This window comes from Maribacter cobaltidurans (assembly GCF_002269385.1).
Taxonomy (GTDB): Bacteria; Bacteroidota; Bacteroidia; order Flavobacteriales; family Flavobacteriaceae; genus Maribacter; species Maribacter cobaltidurans.
Window position 1 is genome coordinate 507872 of the sequence record NZ_CP022957.1, and the last position, 15413, is coordinate 523284.

The 15413-nt window shown below is 37.7% G+C and carries 18 protein-coding genes; 7 read left to right on the forward strand and 11 right to left on the reverse strand.

The window, feature by feature from the left end; all coding sequences use genetic code 11:
• Positions 1-30: 30 nt before the first annotated feature.
• Genes yajC through nusB form a run of 3 tightly spaced genes read right to left on the reverse strand, consistent with a single transcriptional unit; the run spans position 31 to position 1811 of the window.
• Positions 31-318: a preprotein translocase subunit YajC gene (gene yajC / locus CJ263_RS02130; protein ID WP_094995750.1), complete on the reverse strand. Its 288-nt coding sequence runs from the start codon at positions 316-318 to the stop codon at positions 31-33.
• Between the two features lie 30 nt (positions 319-348).
• A complete protein-coding gene (locus tag CJ263_RS02135; RefSeq protein WP_094995751.1) occupies positions 349-819 on the reverse strand; it encodes a DUF1573 domain-containing protein in 471 nt (156 codons plus the stop codon).
• A 41-nt stretch (positions 820-860) separates the two neighbouring features.
• Entirely contained in the window at positions 861-1811 is a 951-nt protein-coding gene (gene nusB / locus CJ263_RS02140) for a transcription antitermination factor NusB (protein ID WP_094995752.1), read from the reverse strand.
• A 331-nt stretch (positions 1812-2142) separates the two neighbouring features.
• Between nusB and CJ263_RS02145 the strand changes: the two genes are divergently transcribed.
• Positions 2143-3894 carry an ABC transporter ATP-binding protein gene (locus CJ263_RS02145; protein WP_094995753.1) on the forward strand — a complete coding sequence of 584 codons (1752 nt, stop codon included), beginning with the start codon at positions 2143-2145 and terminating at the stop codon, positions 3892-3894.
• A 68-nt stretch (positions 3895-3962) separates the two neighbouring features.
• A complete protein-coding gene (locus CJ263_RS02150; protein ID WP_094995754.1) occupies positions 3963-4337 on the forward strand; it encodes a PUR family DNA/RNA-binding protein in 375 nt (124 codons plus the stop codon).
• A gap of 81 nt (positions 4338-4418) precedes the next feature.
• On the opposite strand, the gene CJ263_RS02155 is transcribed toward CJ263_RS02150, so the two are convergent.
• The 3 genes from CJ263_RS02155 to CJ263_RS02165 form a co-directional block, all read right to left on the reverse strand.
• A complete protein-coding gene (locus CJ263_RS02155; protein ID WP_094995755.1) occupies positions 4419-5462 on the reverse strand; it encodes a lysophospholipid acyltransferase family protein in 1044 nt (347 codons plus the stop codon).
• Positions 5459-6379, reverse strand: coding sequence for a bile acid:sodium symporter family protein (locus CJ263_RS02160; RefSeq protein ID WP_229702346.1), 921 nt, complete (start codon positions 6377-6379; stop codon positions 5459-5461). Before CJ263_RS02160 ends, CJ263_RS02155 begins: the two co-directional genes overlap by 4 nt.
• A 123-nt stretch (positions 6380-6502) precedes the next feature.
• Positions 6503-6805: a phosphoribosylpyrophosphate synthetase gene (locus CJ263_RS02165; protein ID WP_094995756.1), complete on the reverse strand. Its 303-nt coding sequence runs from the start codon at positions 6803-6805 to the stop codon at positions 6503-6505.
• A gap of 92 nt (positions 6806-6897) precedes the next feature.
• Here CJ263_RS02165 and CJ263_RS02170 point away from each other — a divergent pair, with 92 nt between their 5' ends.
• Both CJ263_RS02170 and CJ263_RS02175 read left to right on the forward strand, forming a co-directional pair.
• Positions 6898-7458 (forward strand): thioredoxin family protein, encoded by a 561-nt coding sequence (locus CJ263_RS02170; RefSeq protein WP_094995757.1) that lies wholly within the window; start codon positions 6898-6900, stop codon positions 7456-7458.
• A 27-nt stretch (positions 7459-7485) separates the two neighbouring features.
• Positions 7486-8019: a GNAT family N-acetyltransferase gene (locus tag CJ263_RS02175; protein WP_094995758.1), complete on the forward strand. Its 534-nt coding sequence runs from the start codon at positions 7486-7488 to the stop codon at positions 8017-8019.
• 1 nt (position 8020) lies between these two features.
• Here CJ263_RS02175 and CJ263_RS02180 read toward each other — a convergent pair whose 3' ends face one another.
• Positions 8021-8557 carry a YfiT family bacillithiol transferase gene (locus tag CJ263_RS02180; RefSeq protein ID WP_094995759.1) on the reverse strand — a complete coding sequence of 179 codons (537 nt, stop codon included), beginning with the start codon at positions 8555-8557 and terminating at the stop codon, positions 8021-8023.
• A gap of 98 nt (positions 8558-8655) precedes the next feature.
• Here CJ263_RS02180 and CJ263_RS02185 point away from each other — a divergent pair, with 98 nt between their 5' ends.
• Positions 8656-9294, forward strand: a complete 639-nt coding sequence (locus tag CJ263_RS02185; protein ID WP_094995760.1) for a peroxiredoxin — start codon at positions 8656-8658, stop codon at positions 9292-9294.
• 127 nt (positions 9295-9421) lie between these two features.
• Entirely contained in the window at positions 9422-9616 is a 195-nt protein-coding gene (locus tag CJ263_RS02190; protein ID WP_094995761.1) for a cold-shock protein, read from the forward strand.
• Between the two features lie 461 nt (positions 9617-10077).
• On the opposite strand, the gene CJ263_RS02195 is transcribed toward CJ263_RS02190, so the two are convergent.
• The 3 genes from CJ263_RS02195 to CJ263_RS02205 form a co-directional block, all read right to left on the reverse strand.
• Entirely contained in the window at positions 10078-11010 is a 933-nt protein-coding gene (locus CJ263_RS02195; RefSeq protein ID WP_094995762.1) for a peptidylprolyl isomerase, read from the reverse strand.
• Between the two features lie 78 nt (positions 11011-11088).
• Positions 11089-12492, reverse strand: coding sequence for a M28 family peptidase (locus CJ263_RS02200; protein WP_094995763.1), 1404 nt, complete (start codon positions 12490-12492; stop codon positions 11089-11091).
• Positions 12458-13345: a PPK2 family polyphosphate kinase gene (locus CJ263_RS02205; protein WP_094995764.1), complete on the reverse strand. Its 888-nt coding sequence runs from the start codon at positions 13343-13345 to the stop codon at positions 12458-12460. Before CJ263_RS02205 ends, CJ263_RS02200 begins: the two co-directional genes overlap by 35 nt.
• Positions 13346-13537: 192 nt before the next feature.
• Here CJ263_RS02205 and CJ263_RS02210 point away from each other — a divergent pair, with 192 nt between their 5' ends.
• Entirely contained in the window at positions 13538-14239 is a 702-nt protein-coding gene (locus CJ263_RS02210) for a hypothetical protein (protein WP_094995765.1), read from the forward strand.
• Here the strand turns inward: CJ263_RS02210 and CJ263_RS02215 are convergent, their stop codons facing one another.
• Positions 14240-15403: a sigma-54-dependent transcriptional regulator gene (locus CJ263_RS02215; protein WP_094995766.1), complete on the reverse strand. Its 1164-nt coding sequence runs from the start codon at positions 15401-15403 to the stop codon at positions 14240-14242. It abuts the gene before it with no gap.
• Between the last annotated feature and the right edge of the window lie 10 nt (positions 15404-15413).

Genomic DNA, 15413 nt, shown 5'->3' on the forward strand with positions numbered 1-15413 from the left:
GATGCCTCTTTTGCTGTAGATAATTTACTTTTATTTTTTTTCCGGAGCGGATAGTTTTTTGCTCATTTCCATGGAAATTGCAGAGCGATCAAACTTTAGCTTGCCTGCCATGGTTTCCAAAATGCAGGAAAAATCCTTGTCGTTCAACTCTACGACTTTACCATGTAGGCCACTCTTTGTTATTACCCTGTCACCACGCTTTAGTTCCGCAGCAAATTTCTTCTCGTCCTTTTGTCGTTTCATTTGGGGCCTGATCATAAAAAAATATGCGACCACAAAAATCAAAATCATTGGAAGAAACTGTCCTATATCACCCATTTTTTGGTAGTATTATAATATTAACCTAAATTATTTAACAGGTCCTAACGGTGCTGCTCCCTTTGGATTTACAAATGCCTTGATTCTTAGTAATTCAGAACCTTTTTCCGTATTGGCCGTTACCGTAATGGTTTTAGTAACTTGGTTTTGGCCTTGTCCATTAAACTTAACCAACAATTCACCTGTTTCGCCTGGAGCTATAGGCTCTTTTGGAGGATTGGGAACGGTACAGCCACAGCTACTTTTAGCATCTGTTATAATTAACGGTGCATTACCTGTATTCGTAAATTTAAATGCTGTTTCCTGTGGAGTTCCTTGTTCAATGGTTCCAAAATCATGTTCAGCCTTCTCAAAAGTCATCACTGGAACCGCCTTTGCAGCTTCATCCCTAACCGCCGCCTCGGCAACATTATCAGATTTGATTTTACTGGATGCGTTCTCCTTGCAAGAAGTGAACGAAAACAAAGCGACTACGCCAATGGCAAAAACTACTTTTTTCATTATTGATTTTTTTTAGATTAAAACAAAATTAGAAAATATTTTTATAACAGGCCTCGCCCCATTTTATTTAGCTTACCCTCTTTTTTATATTCTTTTGTAAGCTTATCCAAAATACCATTTATAAAAATGCTACTCTTTGGGGTAGAATACTCCTTGGCAATCTCCAAATATTCATTAATGGTGACCCGTTCTGGAATGGAAGGAAAATAGAGCAACTCGCAAATGGCCATCTTTAGTAATATTGAGTCAACATCCGCTATCCGGTCCTTGTCCCAGTTTGGGGTCTTACCTTCGATCTCCTTCTCCAACAATTCGTTTTTCAACAACGTTTTTTTTAATAAATTATTGGCAAAGTCCATATCTTCCTGATCTTTTAACAATTTGGGGAGGAAGAAATTTGAGCTTTGATTGGGCTTTATTTTTTTTAATTGCTTTAACAGAAAGGTATTTACAATGGGTATGTCGTCTACCCAGGTTAGTTTGTTGTCTTCAAAATAATCATATATTTTATCGTTTGGAGCGATAACTTCCTTAAAAAGAGCAATGAAAACTTCCCTGTCCTGTTCATAACCTCCATCGGGATTTGTCATATATTCCTTGTAAATATCACTATCAACAATAGACTTGTATATAAGCCTCACATACTCTTCGTTCAAGTACCAGTTGTCCAATTTTCTACTTGAAAGTTCTTCCTTAACCAAAGAATTTTCCTGAAGTTGAACCAGAAATCTGTTGTTTACAAACTTAGCCTTATTGGGAAAATGATTTTGGGAATCGTCTGAAAGATACTTTTTAGTAGAAAGATTCAGTTGCTCTGCGGCCAATTTCTGAATTTCTTTAAAAAGACTTAGCCACAGCAAATAGAGGGTATACGTATTCTCTATGCTTACTTTTAAAAATTTCTCCTGTTTTTGAAGCGAGTCATCCTTGGATTGAATTAGGGAGTAAATACATTGCATTACCTTTACCCTAATATGCCTTCTTGTAAGCATGTTAAAGAACTTTTGTTATGATGAATATTTTCTGAGGCAAAAGTACGCATCTATTTAAATCGATACCAAACCATTCCAAACTAATTTTGGACAAACCTGTTTATTTTTAATTCCCGGTAATCTTCATAACTAATCTTTGGTAAATGAAAGATTCACATGTAAAAAAATAAAAATGATATACGCTTGTTATTTTTCCTTTTTGCCGAAATTCCAATAACAGATATTTCATCAATATAATAGAGGGGCTTTAAATTTTGGGTGTTCTTTGAAATATAGGTAGAATGCAAAAAAAGCTATCTTTGATGATTTCAAATTACCACTAGAACTTTACATGAAGGAACTTAGGCATCTAAATAAATACTTTAAAAAATATTGGCTTAAACTCTTTGTGGGAATCATCATCACCATAATTGCCCGAATCTTCCAATTGGTGATGCCGTCTTATGTAAATAAAATTATTTCTGTAGTAGAGAAATTTCTCGATACTGAAATTGCCAAAACCGAGGCACAGTCCTTATTATTGGAATACATACTAATCATCGTTGGCGCAGCATTGCTTTCTGGTTTTTTCACCTTCCTAATGAGGCAGACCATAATCAATGTATCCCGTTACATTGAATATGATTTAAAAAATGAGATTTTTGACCATTATCAAAATCTCAGTCTCAATTTTTATAAAAAAAACAGGACGGGTGATTTAATGAATCGCATTAGCGAAGATGTAAACCAGGTTCGTCTCTATGCCGGTCCGGCAATCATGTATGGGATACAAACCTTGACCCTCTTTGTATGTTTGGTACCATTAATGTTCATAAAGGCACCTACTTTGGCGGCATATACACTTCTTCCTCTACCCATATTATCCGTTCTAATTTATAAAATAAGTAAGGTAATCCATAAACGGAGTACTATAGTGCAACAATATCTATCCACACTTTCAACATTTACCCAGGAGATTTTCTCAGGTGTTTCAGTCATCAAGGCATATAACTTGGAACCCAGAACCCATGAAGAGCTTAAATTTCTAGCCAATGATGGCAAGGATAAAAGTATGAGCTTGGCCAAGGTAAACGCTTGGTTCTTTCCTTTGATGATTTTACTTATAGGCATTAGTAACATTCTAGTCATTTATATTGGTGGAATGCAATACTTAAGGGGTGAAATTGGAGTGGGGCTTATTGCGGAGTTTATTCTTTATGTAAATATGCTTACATGGCCCGTGGCCATAGTAGGTTGGCTTACCTCCATAGTTCAAAGGGCAGAAGCCAGCCAAAAAAGAATCAACGAGTTTTTGGAACAACACTCAGAACTTGACAATGGCAATATTGAACTCAAGGATGTAAAAGGCAAAGTTGAGTTCAAAGATGTTAGCTTCACATACGAGGATACAGAAATAAATGCGATTAAACACCTATCCTTTACAATTAATCCAGGTGAAACGACAGCAATTTTAGGAAAAACGGGGTCCGGTAAATCTACCATATTGGATTTGGTGGCGCGATTATATGATGTCTCATCCGGAGAAATACTAATTGACGGAAAACCCATAAGGGAATATGAAATAACCAGTCTAAGACAAGCCATTGGAGCGGTTCCACAAGATGCTTTTCTATTTTCCGATAGTATTAGGAACAATATTAAATTCGGAAAGGAAGATGCTACCGAAGAAGAGATTATCTCCATTGCCAAAGAAGCAGTGGTCCATGAAAATATAATGGGCTTCTCCAAAAAATATGATACTGTTTTGGGAGAAAGGGGCATTACCCTAAGTGGAGGTCAAAAACAGCGTGTATCCATTGCCAGGGCCTTATTGAAAAATCCAAAAATCTATTTATTCGATGATTGCCTTTCAGCTGTAGACACAGAAACAGAAGAAGAAATTCTTGCCAATCTCAAAAAGGCATCCAAGGAAAAGACTACATTAATTGTAAGTCACAGGGTTTCATCTGCGAAAAATGCCGATAAAATCTTGGTTCTCGAGGACGGCCAGCTGATTCAAGAAGGCACACATGAAGAATTAAATTCTTTAGATGGCTACTATAAAGAACTTTATAAGAATCAACTATCGGACAAAGAAAACTAAAAATTAGTTGTCGAATAACTATTTTTTTTCCATTTTTGATAGACTAACCATAGAATATAAATAAGGAAATGAGCGAAAGAGATTTAATGGATCAAGAGGAAATTCACTCTAAAGTTTTAAGGGCAGGAAGAAGAACTTACTTTTTTGATGTACGAAGCACTAAGGCAGGCGACTATTATTTGACGATTACAGAGAGTAAGAAATTTACCCACGACGATGGTTCCTTCCACTACAAAAAACACAAAATTTACCTCTATAAGGAAGATTTTGAAGCCTTCAGGGAAAATGTTGAGGAAATGATGGATTTTATTATCAACGAAAAAGGTAAGGAGGTAATTTCAGAAAGACACCAAAAGGACTTTAAAAAAGAGGAAGAAACAAGTAATGCCGAGGATTCAAATTCCAGTGGCAGTTTCACCGATGTAAGTTTCGACGATATTTAATTTAGAAGAACCTTCACAAACAAAACCAACGACCCTCCGCTGTAGGGTCGTTTTTATTTTCAGTAAATATGTTCTTTTAGATTAGGCCAATTTGACCAATATTCTATTCAATAGATAGATACCAAAGACCATAATGAAGCCCATTGTCAAATTCATCCAAACGGATATTACTATGAACAGAATAATATAATAAACCGTAAAACCTATCTGGGCAGTAGCATACCTTAGGGTTCCCATAAATTCCGGCTCCCAGACCTTCGGCTTCATATAAAATCTCCATAAAAACCAAACTGGAAAGTTCAGGATCGCGATTAGCACTTTGAAAAAGTTAATTTTTGGCTTTGATCGTGAAGATGGGTCAGATTCCCCTCCTTCTTCCATTAAGGTTTTTACTTTTGCGTTAATAGCTTCTGGCCTCAAATAAGAATGTTTCTTGGATTCAATTTGAGCAACTATCCTGTCATAATCCGGTTCCGTGTCTATATGTGTAGTAAGTTTCTTTAAAGCTGAAGAAACAGCTGTTTTCGTTCTGTTTTCAGAACCTTTTAAATCTGTAGCGTCATACAATGACTCGGCACTTATTGGTTTACCATAATAGACCGCTACAGAATCTGGAAAACTTGTCGCATCCTCATAATTTAAGCCCACAGGAACAATCTGTAAATCGATACCAGGATTCTGTTGCAATGTTCTAAAAACTATTCTGGTAAAGCCTTTACTCAAAGGTCTCACCCTACGTTTTAAATTATGGTTGGCTTCAGGGAACATTACCAAAGATTTGCCGTTTCCCAAAATTTTGGAACAGATATCAAAAACCTCATCGTTCTTACTTAAGGACCTTCTCCCATCCCGAATACGATATACAGGAATCATTTGAAAAAAGTTGAAAATTTTATTTAATAGAGGTTTTCCAAAGACATCGGCACGGGTTAGAAAATAAGGTTTTCTATTGCAGTCAACCGCAATTAACAAGACATCCATAAGTGCACTCTGGTGATTGGGCAGAAACAAAACGGGCTTGCCCTTGGGTACATTATCCAAGCCAAATACCTCGATCTTTTTGTGATATGAATGTAGGCCAGTCCTTATATAGACCTTTACCATGCCATAAAGCAAGTTTTTCATGCCAGTGTCTTACCTTTTATAGGTTTCGCGTTCCAATAACTAGCCAAAATCAAACCAGAAACCATATGCCAAATTCCCCAAAAAGCGGCCAAAATGGCCATACCCCCCAATCCATCAAAGAAGGTAAATATTAAAAGTAAACCAAGACCTGAGTTTTGAATGCCCGTTTCAATAGTAATGGATCGAATGTTTTGGTAGTCCAAATGAAATACCTTCGCAATTCCATATCCTCCCAAAAAAGCTAACAGATTATGAAGTAGCACAATCCAAAAAATATATAACACATAGTCCAAAAAAATTGAAATATTATTCATCAATGCCAAAACCACCAATAAAATAAAAAACACTAAAGAAAATACTTTAAAAAACTTGGCCAATCGTAAAGCGAGAATGGGCTTCCAACGATTCATGCCCATACCCAAGATTAAAGGTATGCCGAGCAATAAAGCCACAAGTTTTACCATTTTCATGGGCTCAATTGCCACAGAATTCAATATCGTTGAAGTTGGCTCATAAAGGGATCCCCAAAACTCTAGATTGAAAGGTGTCATAATAATGGCCAAGATGGTCGCAATTGCCGTAAGACAGACCGATAGTGCCGTATTTCCACCACCCAAATGAGTAATATAATTGGATATATTACCTCCGGGACATGCGGCCACCATGAACATTCCCAAGGCTACACTAGGATAGGGTCTCAGAAAATAAACCAATAAAAAAGTGATTAAGGGCAATAACAAAAATTGACTTGCAACCCCAACCAAAACAGGCTTAGGCTTAATCCATAGTTGTTTAAAATCCTTGAATGAAATTTCAAGTGCTATCCCGAACATGACCAATGCCAAAACAAAGTTCATTAGCCATAAGGCTTCGTTGTCAAAATTAATCTGAACGCTATCCAGGGTATCTTCAGCCAAAAATTTTCAATTAAATTCCATCCAACCCTAAAAACACAAAATGTGAATCCCGTAGAGCGGACAAGAAGGCAATATACTAAAATAGTGTTAAAATACTAAGGGCTCTTTTAATCTGAATGCACATTACCGAAGCTTTAGTTTTTCAATCATTTCCCTAGAAACGTTTCCGGCATATACTCCATAAGCATCCACCAAAAGGCCCTTTTCCCCGGTATTGGTCTCAATTGCATATAGAATTGTGCTATCATCCGGATTGGTCTGCCCCTCGAAACGATAATATTTAACAACATTGAGGTCAACGGCCTTATGGATTTTTTTCTTCGCCTTATTTTCTACTCCGGCATCACAAAGGTTAAAATCTTCAGTAAAACCTTCGTCCTTGAGGCTATTGATAGCCTCGGTAAGGGATATATATGATTTTTCCATGTTAAGTTCTTTTAATTTCTTTTAAGTTAAGAATAGATTACACCAATCGCAACACCTATAGATTTTATAACTTTGAACTTTAAACTTGAGCCATGGCAAGAACACCTAGTAATATGTTGGAACTGGGCACAAAGGCACCCTATTTTAGCCTTTTGGATACGGTTTCCGGAAAAAAATTCAAACTCGATAAACTTGTTGGGGAAAATGGGACCGTTATAATGTTCATTTGCAATCATTGCCCATTCGTTATACATGTAAATCCAAAAATTGTTGAATTGGCAAATATATATCGGCCCAAAGGCATCCACTTTATTGCCATCTCCAGTAACGATGTTGAGAATTACCCACAAGATGCACCACACCTAATGAAGTTAAAGGCAAAGGAAGAAGGATATACCTTTCCATATTTATATGATGAATCACAGGAAGTTGCCAAAGCTTACGATGCTGCCTGTACTCCGGACTTTTATTTATTCGATTCCGAAAAGTCATTAGTATATAGAGGACAATTGGATAGTTCACGCCCAGATAACGGGATTCCACTGACCGGGGAAGACCTTATGGGTGCCATGGATGCACTGTTATTGGGAACCGAAATAAACGGTCATCAAAAACCTAGTATTGGGTGTAACATAAAATGGAAAACCCAATAACCACTTCATTTAGGATAGGGATTTTTTATGAACCATAAAAATGACATTCAGTTTCAACCCTTGGTTCCAGAACTTTATTCCGTTTATATACAAATAGGTAAAAAGTCTTACAACCAACATTATAGGCATCTTTGGCCCAATGGGAATACCTCCACCTATATTGAAAATAGTTTTACCAATGCTGTATTATCCAAAGAGGAAAAGGACCTTAATACCAAACTTTACCTAGTGAAACTGGGAGTTTTATATGTTGGCATTTTAAAGATTACGTTGCACAAAAAGGTAGGACAACATAAAGCGCTTGAAGCACTATACTTGGATAAAATCTATATTTTAAAGGAATATTCCGGAAATGGAATTGGTAGAATGTGTATTGAATTTGTAGCTGACCTTGCCAAAAATCTTTCAAAAAAAGCCATTTATTTGGAATCTATGAAAAAGGGTGCTGCATTATCCTTTTACCTGTCCCATAACTTCACGGTCGTCGCCTCGACCAAGGTACCCTTTGAGCAAGTTATAGAAACCGAAAAGGCCATGTACTTACTGATGAAAAAAATATAACCTACCAGCCTTTGTTTTCCACTAAATTTCTAATATGGGCCAAATGATGATTACCATGCCAAGCATATTTACCCATGTTTTCTTCCACGCTAACTTTGGTGTTTCCTTCAGGATGCAGATAACTTTTTTTTAAGTCCGTTTCGCCAAGTCCCTTAAGTAAATAAACCATTTTGGAGTGCAAGGCCTTTAAGTAATTTATGGACAGTTCTATGGGAGCCGTCCTAGCGTCAAAAAGGTTGCTCCAATCTTTTTCCTCGTAGGCCTTGATTAAAGGTGTTTTTTCGGCAAGAGCCCATTTAAAGCGTGTATAGCTATGGTGGTGGCTATCGGCAATATGGTGAACCAACTGTCTAACCGTCCAACCTCCCGGTCTATATCGGGTTTCCAATTGTTCATTGTTCAATTTAAAAACTAGTGAGCCTAGTCTTTCAGGCAGCGATTCCATATCACTTATCCATACTTCCCTAATTTCCTTAGTGATGATTTCAGGACGGTGAAAGTGTCCAATGGGATATCGTAGTTTTTCTAAATCTTCCATTATATAAAGGTAAACTTTAATAGACTTTTAACCTTAAAATTTTCTTTGGAACACCAATAATCTAGTAATTTTATAGGATAAACAAAATATACTTTATTATGGCAACAATACGACTAGGTGATAAAGCACCGGATTTTACTGCAGACAGTTCAATGGGAACCCTTAACCTTTACGATTATCTTGGCGACAGTTGGGGAATTCTTTTCTCCCACCCTGCTGATTTTACACCGGTCTGTACCACGGAATTAGGTACGGCCGCAAACTTTAAGCCGGAATTTGACAAAAGAAATGTAAAAATGTTGGCTTTAAGTGTAGATGGCGCTGCTTCCCATAATGAATGGATAAAGGATATCAATGAGGTACAAAATACAACGGTCAATTTTCCTATTATCGCCGATGAGGACAAAAAAGTATCCGACCTGTACGACATGATCCATCCCAATGCGGACAATAATCTTACGGTACGTTCCGTATTTATAATTGCCCCGGACAAAACGGTAAAATTAATTCTTACCTATCCGGCATCAACAGGTAGGAATTTTTATGAGTTGTTAAGGGTAGTCGACTCCCTACAGTTAACAGCATATCACAAAGTAGCAACTCCGGCCAATTGGGAGCATGGACAAGACGTAGTTGTGAGTCCGGCGATATCCACAGATGATGCACAGGAAATGTTCAAAAAAGGAATTACAGAGGTTAAACCGTATTTAAGGATGACACCTGACCCAACGGCCTAAAACAGATAAAAAATAATTCAGGTTCCTTTTTTTAAATCCTTAATATTAAGATAACTTTCTAAAAAGCTATTAGTTAAATATTTATATACTATCTTCGCGCTTTAATTAATATATAATTTTTTTTATTATGAGTAAAGGAACAGTAAAATTCTTCAATGATTCCAAAGGTTATGGTTTCATTACTGAAGATGGTTCAAACACAGATCATTTTGTACACATTTCTGGCTTAATCGATGAAGTTCGAGAAGGTGATGTTGTAGAATTTGAACTACAACAAGGTAAAAAAGGATTGAACGCCGTTAATGTGAAAGTACTTGACTAGGTAACGATTTAACTTTTTTATAGTTCTCTGGCCCGGACAATTGTCCGGGCCTTTTATTTTTATTCACAATTAGACGCAACCCTTTCGTTGTTTTGAATCTTCAAATTAAACAATCATCAGTTTCCCCACTTAAAAAACTGACCTATGAATACTTTTTTTGGAGTACTTCTTTTTCTGATTCTAGTCAACATTGCTATGCTCGTAACAAGTCTGAGAAGAAGAAAAAATAAAATTTAATCTTAAGATAGAAGTAGGGTTTTAAGCAACAAAGTTGTTATCAATATAAAATTGATCATTTGCTTTGTATAAACAGTAATCCCTATTTCCCATGAAGATTTTCTTTGCAATTATATTGGTACTCGTATTGTTTAACGGCATACTTTTACTTACCAGTTACAATAAGACCAAATAAAAAAGCACCTTGGTTTTCACCAAAGTGCTTTTTTTTATTTTTTAGGAATCTATCCGACTTTCATTAATTCCACATCAAAAATAAGTGTGGCATCCGGAGGGATTACACCTCCAGCACCTGCACTACCATAAGCCAAATCGGATGGGATTACAAAACGTGCCTTGTCCCCTACTTGTAAAAGACCTATACCTTCATCCCATCCAGGAATCACTTGCCCAACTCCCAATTGAAAATCTATAGGTGAATTTCTTTTATAAGAAGAATCGAATACCTGTCCATCTACCAAGGCTCCCTCATAATGAACGGAAACCTTTTTCCCTTTTTCAGCTTTGGGTCCATCTCCTTTTTGAATCATTTTATATCTAAGACCAGATTCCGTTTCGTTGAAGCCAGCAGAAATTTTATCCAAGGCAGCCTTTTGTGCCGCTTTGGCCTCTGCCAAACGCTTCTCCTTTGAAGTTTCAAAAGTCTCAAATGCTTTAACAGCATCCCAAGCTTTGGCCTCTTCACCAACTCGTACAATTTCTACGGAATCCATGGTATCGCCCTGAGAAATAGCATCGACCACTTCCTGACCAGCGGCAACATGACCAAAAACGGTATGTTTGCCATCTAACCAAGGTGTAGGTACATGCGTTATGAAGAACTGACTCCCATTAGTTCCTGGACCGGCATTGGCCATGGAAAGTACTCCAGGCTCATTATGTTTCAATTCAGGATGGAACTCATCATCAAACTTATAACCGGCATCGCCCGTTCCGGTGCCAAGCGGACAACCACCTTGAATCATAAAATCCGGTATTACCCTATGGAACTTTAAACCATTGTAGTAAGGTTCCCCCAATTCCTTAATCTTGTTTTTCTTTTTTCCTTCGGCCAAGGCCACAAAATTTCCAACTGTCCCAGGAGTTTTATCATAGGTGAGTTTTACCAATATCTCACCTTTTGTGGTATTGAATTTTGCGTATAGTCCGTCTTCCATTTTACTTGTTTTAAATGAGGTGCAAAGGTAACTAAAAGTATATATTAGGCCCCAGAAGTTTGCAATTTCAAAATATTCTCAGGGAAGTAGCCCGTATTTATCCACTAGATAGACCAGACTTGCCATCGTTGCGGTACCAAGCTCCAGTTCCCTTTTGTTTACGTGTTCAAACGTATCGTTTTCGGCGTGATGATGATCAAAATACCTTTGAGAATCAGGGCGCAGTCCTGCCAAGGTTATTTTATCGTTTTTCAAGGGTCCGATATCGGCTCCGCTTCCTCCTTTTTGAAACAGATGAATCAAGTAGGGCTCAAAAAGATCTTTCCAACTTTTAATTTTCTCGAAACTTGAATCTGGCCCATCAAAGGTGAATCCACGTGGCGAAAATCCACCTGAATCACTTTCCAATCCAAATATGTGGTTCTCATTGTTTTCAGCCGCTACACGGGCATATTCCGTCCCGCCACGCAATCCATTTTCCTCGTTCATGAATAAAACGACCCGTATGGTTCTTTTAGGTTTATATCCTATTTTTTTCAAGATATATAGAACATCCATACTCTGCACGCAACCTGCGCCGTCATCATGTGAACCGTCCCCCAAATCCCAAGAATCCAAATGTCCGCCTACTACTATAATCTCTTCGGGGTGGGTACTTCCCTTTATTTCTCCAACGACGTTATAAGATTCTACATCCGGAAATTCTTTACAATTCTGCTTAAAGTAAAATTTAATACTTGGATTCAGTTTTAGCGAAGTGCTCAATAATTCCGCAGCATTGGTACTAATTGCCGCAGCAGGGATTTTTTCGCTCTCCTTTAATTCCCCATAACTCATAGAGCCTGTATGTGGGTAATCATCCAATCTCAGGTTCATTGACCTTACTATAATACCGATAGCCCCATATTTTGCCGCCTCCATGGCACCTGCATATCGTTGATCCACACATCCAGAGTAGGCGGAAAATGTATTAATTTCAGTAGGGTCCATGGGTCTATTATAAAAAACAATTTTCCCTTTGATCTTTGCTTCGCCCAAAGTAACCAATTCTTCTATTCCTTGAACCTCTATAACTTCCGACTTCACTCCATTGGGTGGTGTGGCAACAGACCCTCCAAGTGCGGTAATAGGGACATTGGTAGTTACTCCTGGAGAAGTTTCAAAATAGGCGAACTCCGGTATTCCCCTGACCCATTTGGGAACCATTACCGGTTGCAGCCAGACTTTATCCAGACCAAGGGAATCCAGTTCCGCTTTGGTATAATTTACTGCCTGTTGTGCTTGGATGGAACCGGATAGGCGACCCCCTATTTGATTGGAAAGATAATTTAACCAATCATATGACTTACTCTTGGTCAATGCAACATCATAAATTTTTCTAATCTGTTCTTGATCCGAATTTTGGGCTAATCCAATTTGAACACAAAAAAGACAGAATATACACAGTTTAATCGTCCTTTTCACTACGTAGTTGATTTTCATAATCTTCTAAATTAGCCATTATTTCATCTTCAAGGACGGGCTCCTTGATATCTTTGTATTTTTTTAACCTTTCCAGAAGAATCTTGGCAACTATGACCCGGGCAGCTTTTTTATTGTCCGCCGGTATGGTAAACCACGGTGCATGTTCCTTAGACGTATTATTAATGGCCTCTTCATAGCAAAACTGATATTGGTCCCATAATTTCCTTTCCTTTAAATCCCCTGGAGAAAACTTCCAGTGCTTCTCCCTAATTGCCAATCTTCTTAATAATCGCTGTCTTTGTTCCTCCTTTGAAAGATTCAAAAAGAATTTGAAGATTATGGTACCGCTTTCGTGAAGGTGACGTTCAAAATTATTGATTTGTTCAAATCGTTTGTCCCAAAACTTTTGATCAATGTCAGCTACGCTATGAATGCCAGGTATACGCTCATTGAGAATATATTCTGGGTGTACCCTAGTAACCAACACATTTTCATAATGCGTCCTATTGAAAACACCAAATTTTCCTTTGGCCGGTAACACCAAATAATGTCTCCATAAATAATTGTGGTCCAATTCCAACTCTGTTGGCACTTTAAAGCTATGTACCTGTACGCCCCTAACGTTAAAATCCTTGAACACTTCTCGCACCAAACTGTCCTTGCCAGCGGTATCAATACCTTGCAGACAAATGAGTACACTGTATTTATTGTGTGCATAAAGGGTATCCTGAAATTCCCCTAGCTCTCGTCTAATTTTACTTAGGTCTTTTTTTAATTGCTTATCCGTCTTACCAAAATTCTCAAAGGAAGGAACCTCGGCTATTTGGATGCTCTTCCGCACCCTATATTTTTCAGTCTCGATATAATCCATACCGAAATATAAAATTTTAATCCGTGAACTACGGCTCTCCCATTAAAAAATAACCATTTGACCAACAAATTGTACCAATGGACTATTGAACGAACATCCGTGCTTATCTGTCGAAAAAATAGTCCTCTTCAAACCCGTGTTAATACATTTATCCTTGTAAAAATCCCAAATTTTACAACCTATCTTATTAGAATGAGCAAAACCTACAGAAAACTTATCCTAGTACTATTCTTTATTTCTTATAATTCCTTTGGAAATTTAAGGGAATGTGAATATGCCGAAGCCAATATTGATTTTGCAAAATCCCAAACAGAAAAGGCTTTGGAAAAACCTGATGTAAATTTGTTAAAATATCATGTTTATAAGGCTATTAGTGCTATTCAGAAAACGGAAAAAAAACTTTCCAACTGTGGTTGCGAGTACGCTCAAGAACACTTGGGTCAAAGTCTTGAAAGCTTAAAATTAGCCACAAGGCAAGAAGAACTCTTCAAGGCCAAGGATTTGCTTTTAAAATCTTTGGAAAGCATCATGAATGGATTAAAAGCATTATCCGAACATGACTATCACGAAGAACAAAAACGAGAAGCCCTTGCAAAAGCCGATTCTAAAAATTCGTCCATCAGTAATGAAGGAGGCAATTCCGAGGATGCCATCAATCCCATTTACAAAGAGATAGACCAATCCTTGGAAAAGTATAGAAATTCCCTGAATAAAGTAGTTGAAACGGTCAATTGCAAGGAAGCGAGTAATTTTGCCGAAAATATTATTGAGCAATGTGAAAACCAGTTGTTGGTGGAAAATCTAACCGAGGGTAAAAAATACTATTATCTTAGAACTAAAGAAATTACTACCAATGCCCTAGAGAAACTTCGTGATTGCTATGTAATAAAATAATCATTTACTGGCAAAAAGCTGAACATCCTCCTCGGAAACCTCATTCCCGCCCAAAATAATCAATCTTTCCACAACATTTCTTAACTCCCTAATATTTCCGGTCCAATCATACGCTTTTAAAAGTTGGACGGCCTTAGCCGAAAATGTCTTGGCAGGCATACCTTGTTCATCCGTTATTTTCTTAGAAAAGTGCTCGATCAATAAGGGAATATCCTCCCTTCTCTCATTAAGGCTTGGCACTTTTATCAAAATTACCGCAAGCCTATGGTATAAATCCTCACGAAAATTTCCTTCCTCAATTTCCTTCTGAAGGTTTTTGTTGGTTGCCGCCAATACCCTTACATCAACCTTGATATCCTTATCCGTTCCAACCCTGGAAATTTTATTCTCCTGTAAAGCCCTAAGTACTTTTGCCTGTGCCGAAAGGCTCATATCCCCAATTTCATCCAAAAAAATGGTTCCTTTATTGGCCGCCTCAAATTTTCCCGCCCGATCCTTGACCGCAGAAGTAAACGCCCCTTTTACATGACCGAACAGTTCACTTTCTATCAATTCCGATGGAATAGCCGCACAGTTGACCTCAATAAATGGAGCTGAGCTTCTAGCGCTTTTTTCATGTAGCCAGTGAGCCACCAATTCCTTCCCGGTTCCATTGGAGCCTGTTATAAGCACTCTGGCATCAGTAGGGGCCACTTTTTCTATAATATCCTTAATGGCAGAAATTTCGTTACTCTCTCCCACCATTTCATAATTCTTACTTACTCTTTTCTTTAAAATCTTATTTTCGGCCACCAAATCCTTTTTGTCCAAGGCATTCCTAACAGTCGTCAATAATCTATTTAAATCAGGTGGTTTAGAAATATAGTCAAAAGCTCCAAGGCGCATGGTGTTCACAGCGGTATCCAAGTCCCCGTGGCCTGAAATCATTATAAAAGGAATCTCGGGTTTTATTTTCCTAGCGGCCTCCAAAACTTCGACCCCATCCATTTTGGGCATTTTAATATCGCAGAGCACTAGGTCATAGTCATTGTTTTTTATGGTTTCCAATCCCTTTAGTCCGTCTTCCGCCTCTTCCACTTTATAGCTATCGCTTTCCTCGGATAAGATTTTTACCAAAACCCTTCTTATGGAAGCTTCATCTTCAATAACTAAAATTTTTGACATAACTTTTCTT

Excerpts from the sequence above, each read along its gene's own strand:
- yajC (WP_094995750.1), bottom strand. The coding sequence starts at position 318 with ATGGGTGATATAGGACAGTTTCTTCCAATGATTTTGATTTTTGTGGTC.
- CJ263_RS02135 (WP_094995751.1), bottom strand. The coding sequence starts at position 819 with ATGAAAAAAGTAGTTTTTGCCATTGGCGTAGTCGCTTTGTTTTCGTTC.
- nusB (WP_094995752.1), bottom strand. The coding sequence starts at position 1,811 with ATGCTTACAAGAAGGCATATTAGGGTAAAGGTAATGCAATGTATTTAC.
- CJ263_RS02145 (WP_094995753.1), top strand. The coding sequence starts at position 2,143 with ATGAAGGAACTTAGGCATCTAAATAAATACTTTAAAAAATATTGGCTT.
- CJ263_RS02150 (WP_094995754.1), top strand. The coding sequence starts at position 3,963 with ATGAGCGAAAGAGATTTAATGGATCAAGAGGAAATTCACTCTAAAGTT.
- CJ263_RS02155 (WP_094995755.1), bottom strand. The coding sequence starts at position 5,462 with ATGAAAAACTTGCTTTATGGCATGGTAAAGGTCTATATAAGGACTGGC.
- CJ263_RS02165 (WP_094995756.1), bottom strand. The coding sequence starts at position 6,805 with ATGGAAAAATCATATATATCCCTTACCGAGGCTATCAATAGCCTCAAG.
- CJ263_RS02170 (WP_094995757.1), top strand. The coding sequence starts at position 6,898 with ATGGCAAGAACACCTAGTAATATGTTGGAACTGGGCACAAAGGCACCC.
- CJ263_RS02175 (WP_094995758.1), top strand. The coding sequence starts at position 7,486 with ATGAACCATAAAAATGACATTCAGTTTCAACCCTTGGTTCCAGAACTT.
- CJ263_RS02180 (WP_094995759.1), bottom strand. The coding sequence starts at position 8,557 with ATGGAAGATTTAGAAAAACTACGATATCCCATTGGACACTTTCACCGT.
- CJ263_RS02185 (WP_094995760.1), top strand. The coding sequence starts at position 8,656 with ATGGCAACAATACGACTAGGTGATAAAGCACCGGATTTTACTGCAGAC.
- CJ263_RS02190 (WP_094995761.1), top strand. The coding sequence starts at position 9,422 with ATGAGTAAAGGAACAGTAAAATTCTTCAATGATTCCAAAGGTTATGGT.
- CJ263_RS02195 (WP_094995762.1), bottom strand. The coding sequence starts at position 11,010 with ATGGAAGACGGACTATACGCAAAATTCAATACCACAAAAGGTGAGATA.
- CJ263_RS02200 (WP_094995763.1), bottom strand. The coding sequence starts at position 12,492 with ATGAAAATCAACTACGTAGTGAAAAGGACGATTAAACTGTGTATATTC.
- CJ263_RS02205 (WP_094995764.1), bottom strand. The coding sequence starts at position 13,345 with ATGGATTATATCGAGACTGAAAAATATAGGGTGCGGAAGAGCATCCAA.
- CJ263_RS02210 (WP_094995765.1), top strand. The coding sequence starts at position 13,538 with ATGAGCAAAACCTACAGAAAACTTATCCTAGTACTATTCTTTATTTCT.
- CJ263_RS02215 (WP_094995766.1), bottom strand. The coding sequence starts at position 15,403 with ATGTCAAAAATTTTAGTTATTGAAGATGAAGCTTCCATAAGAAGGGTT.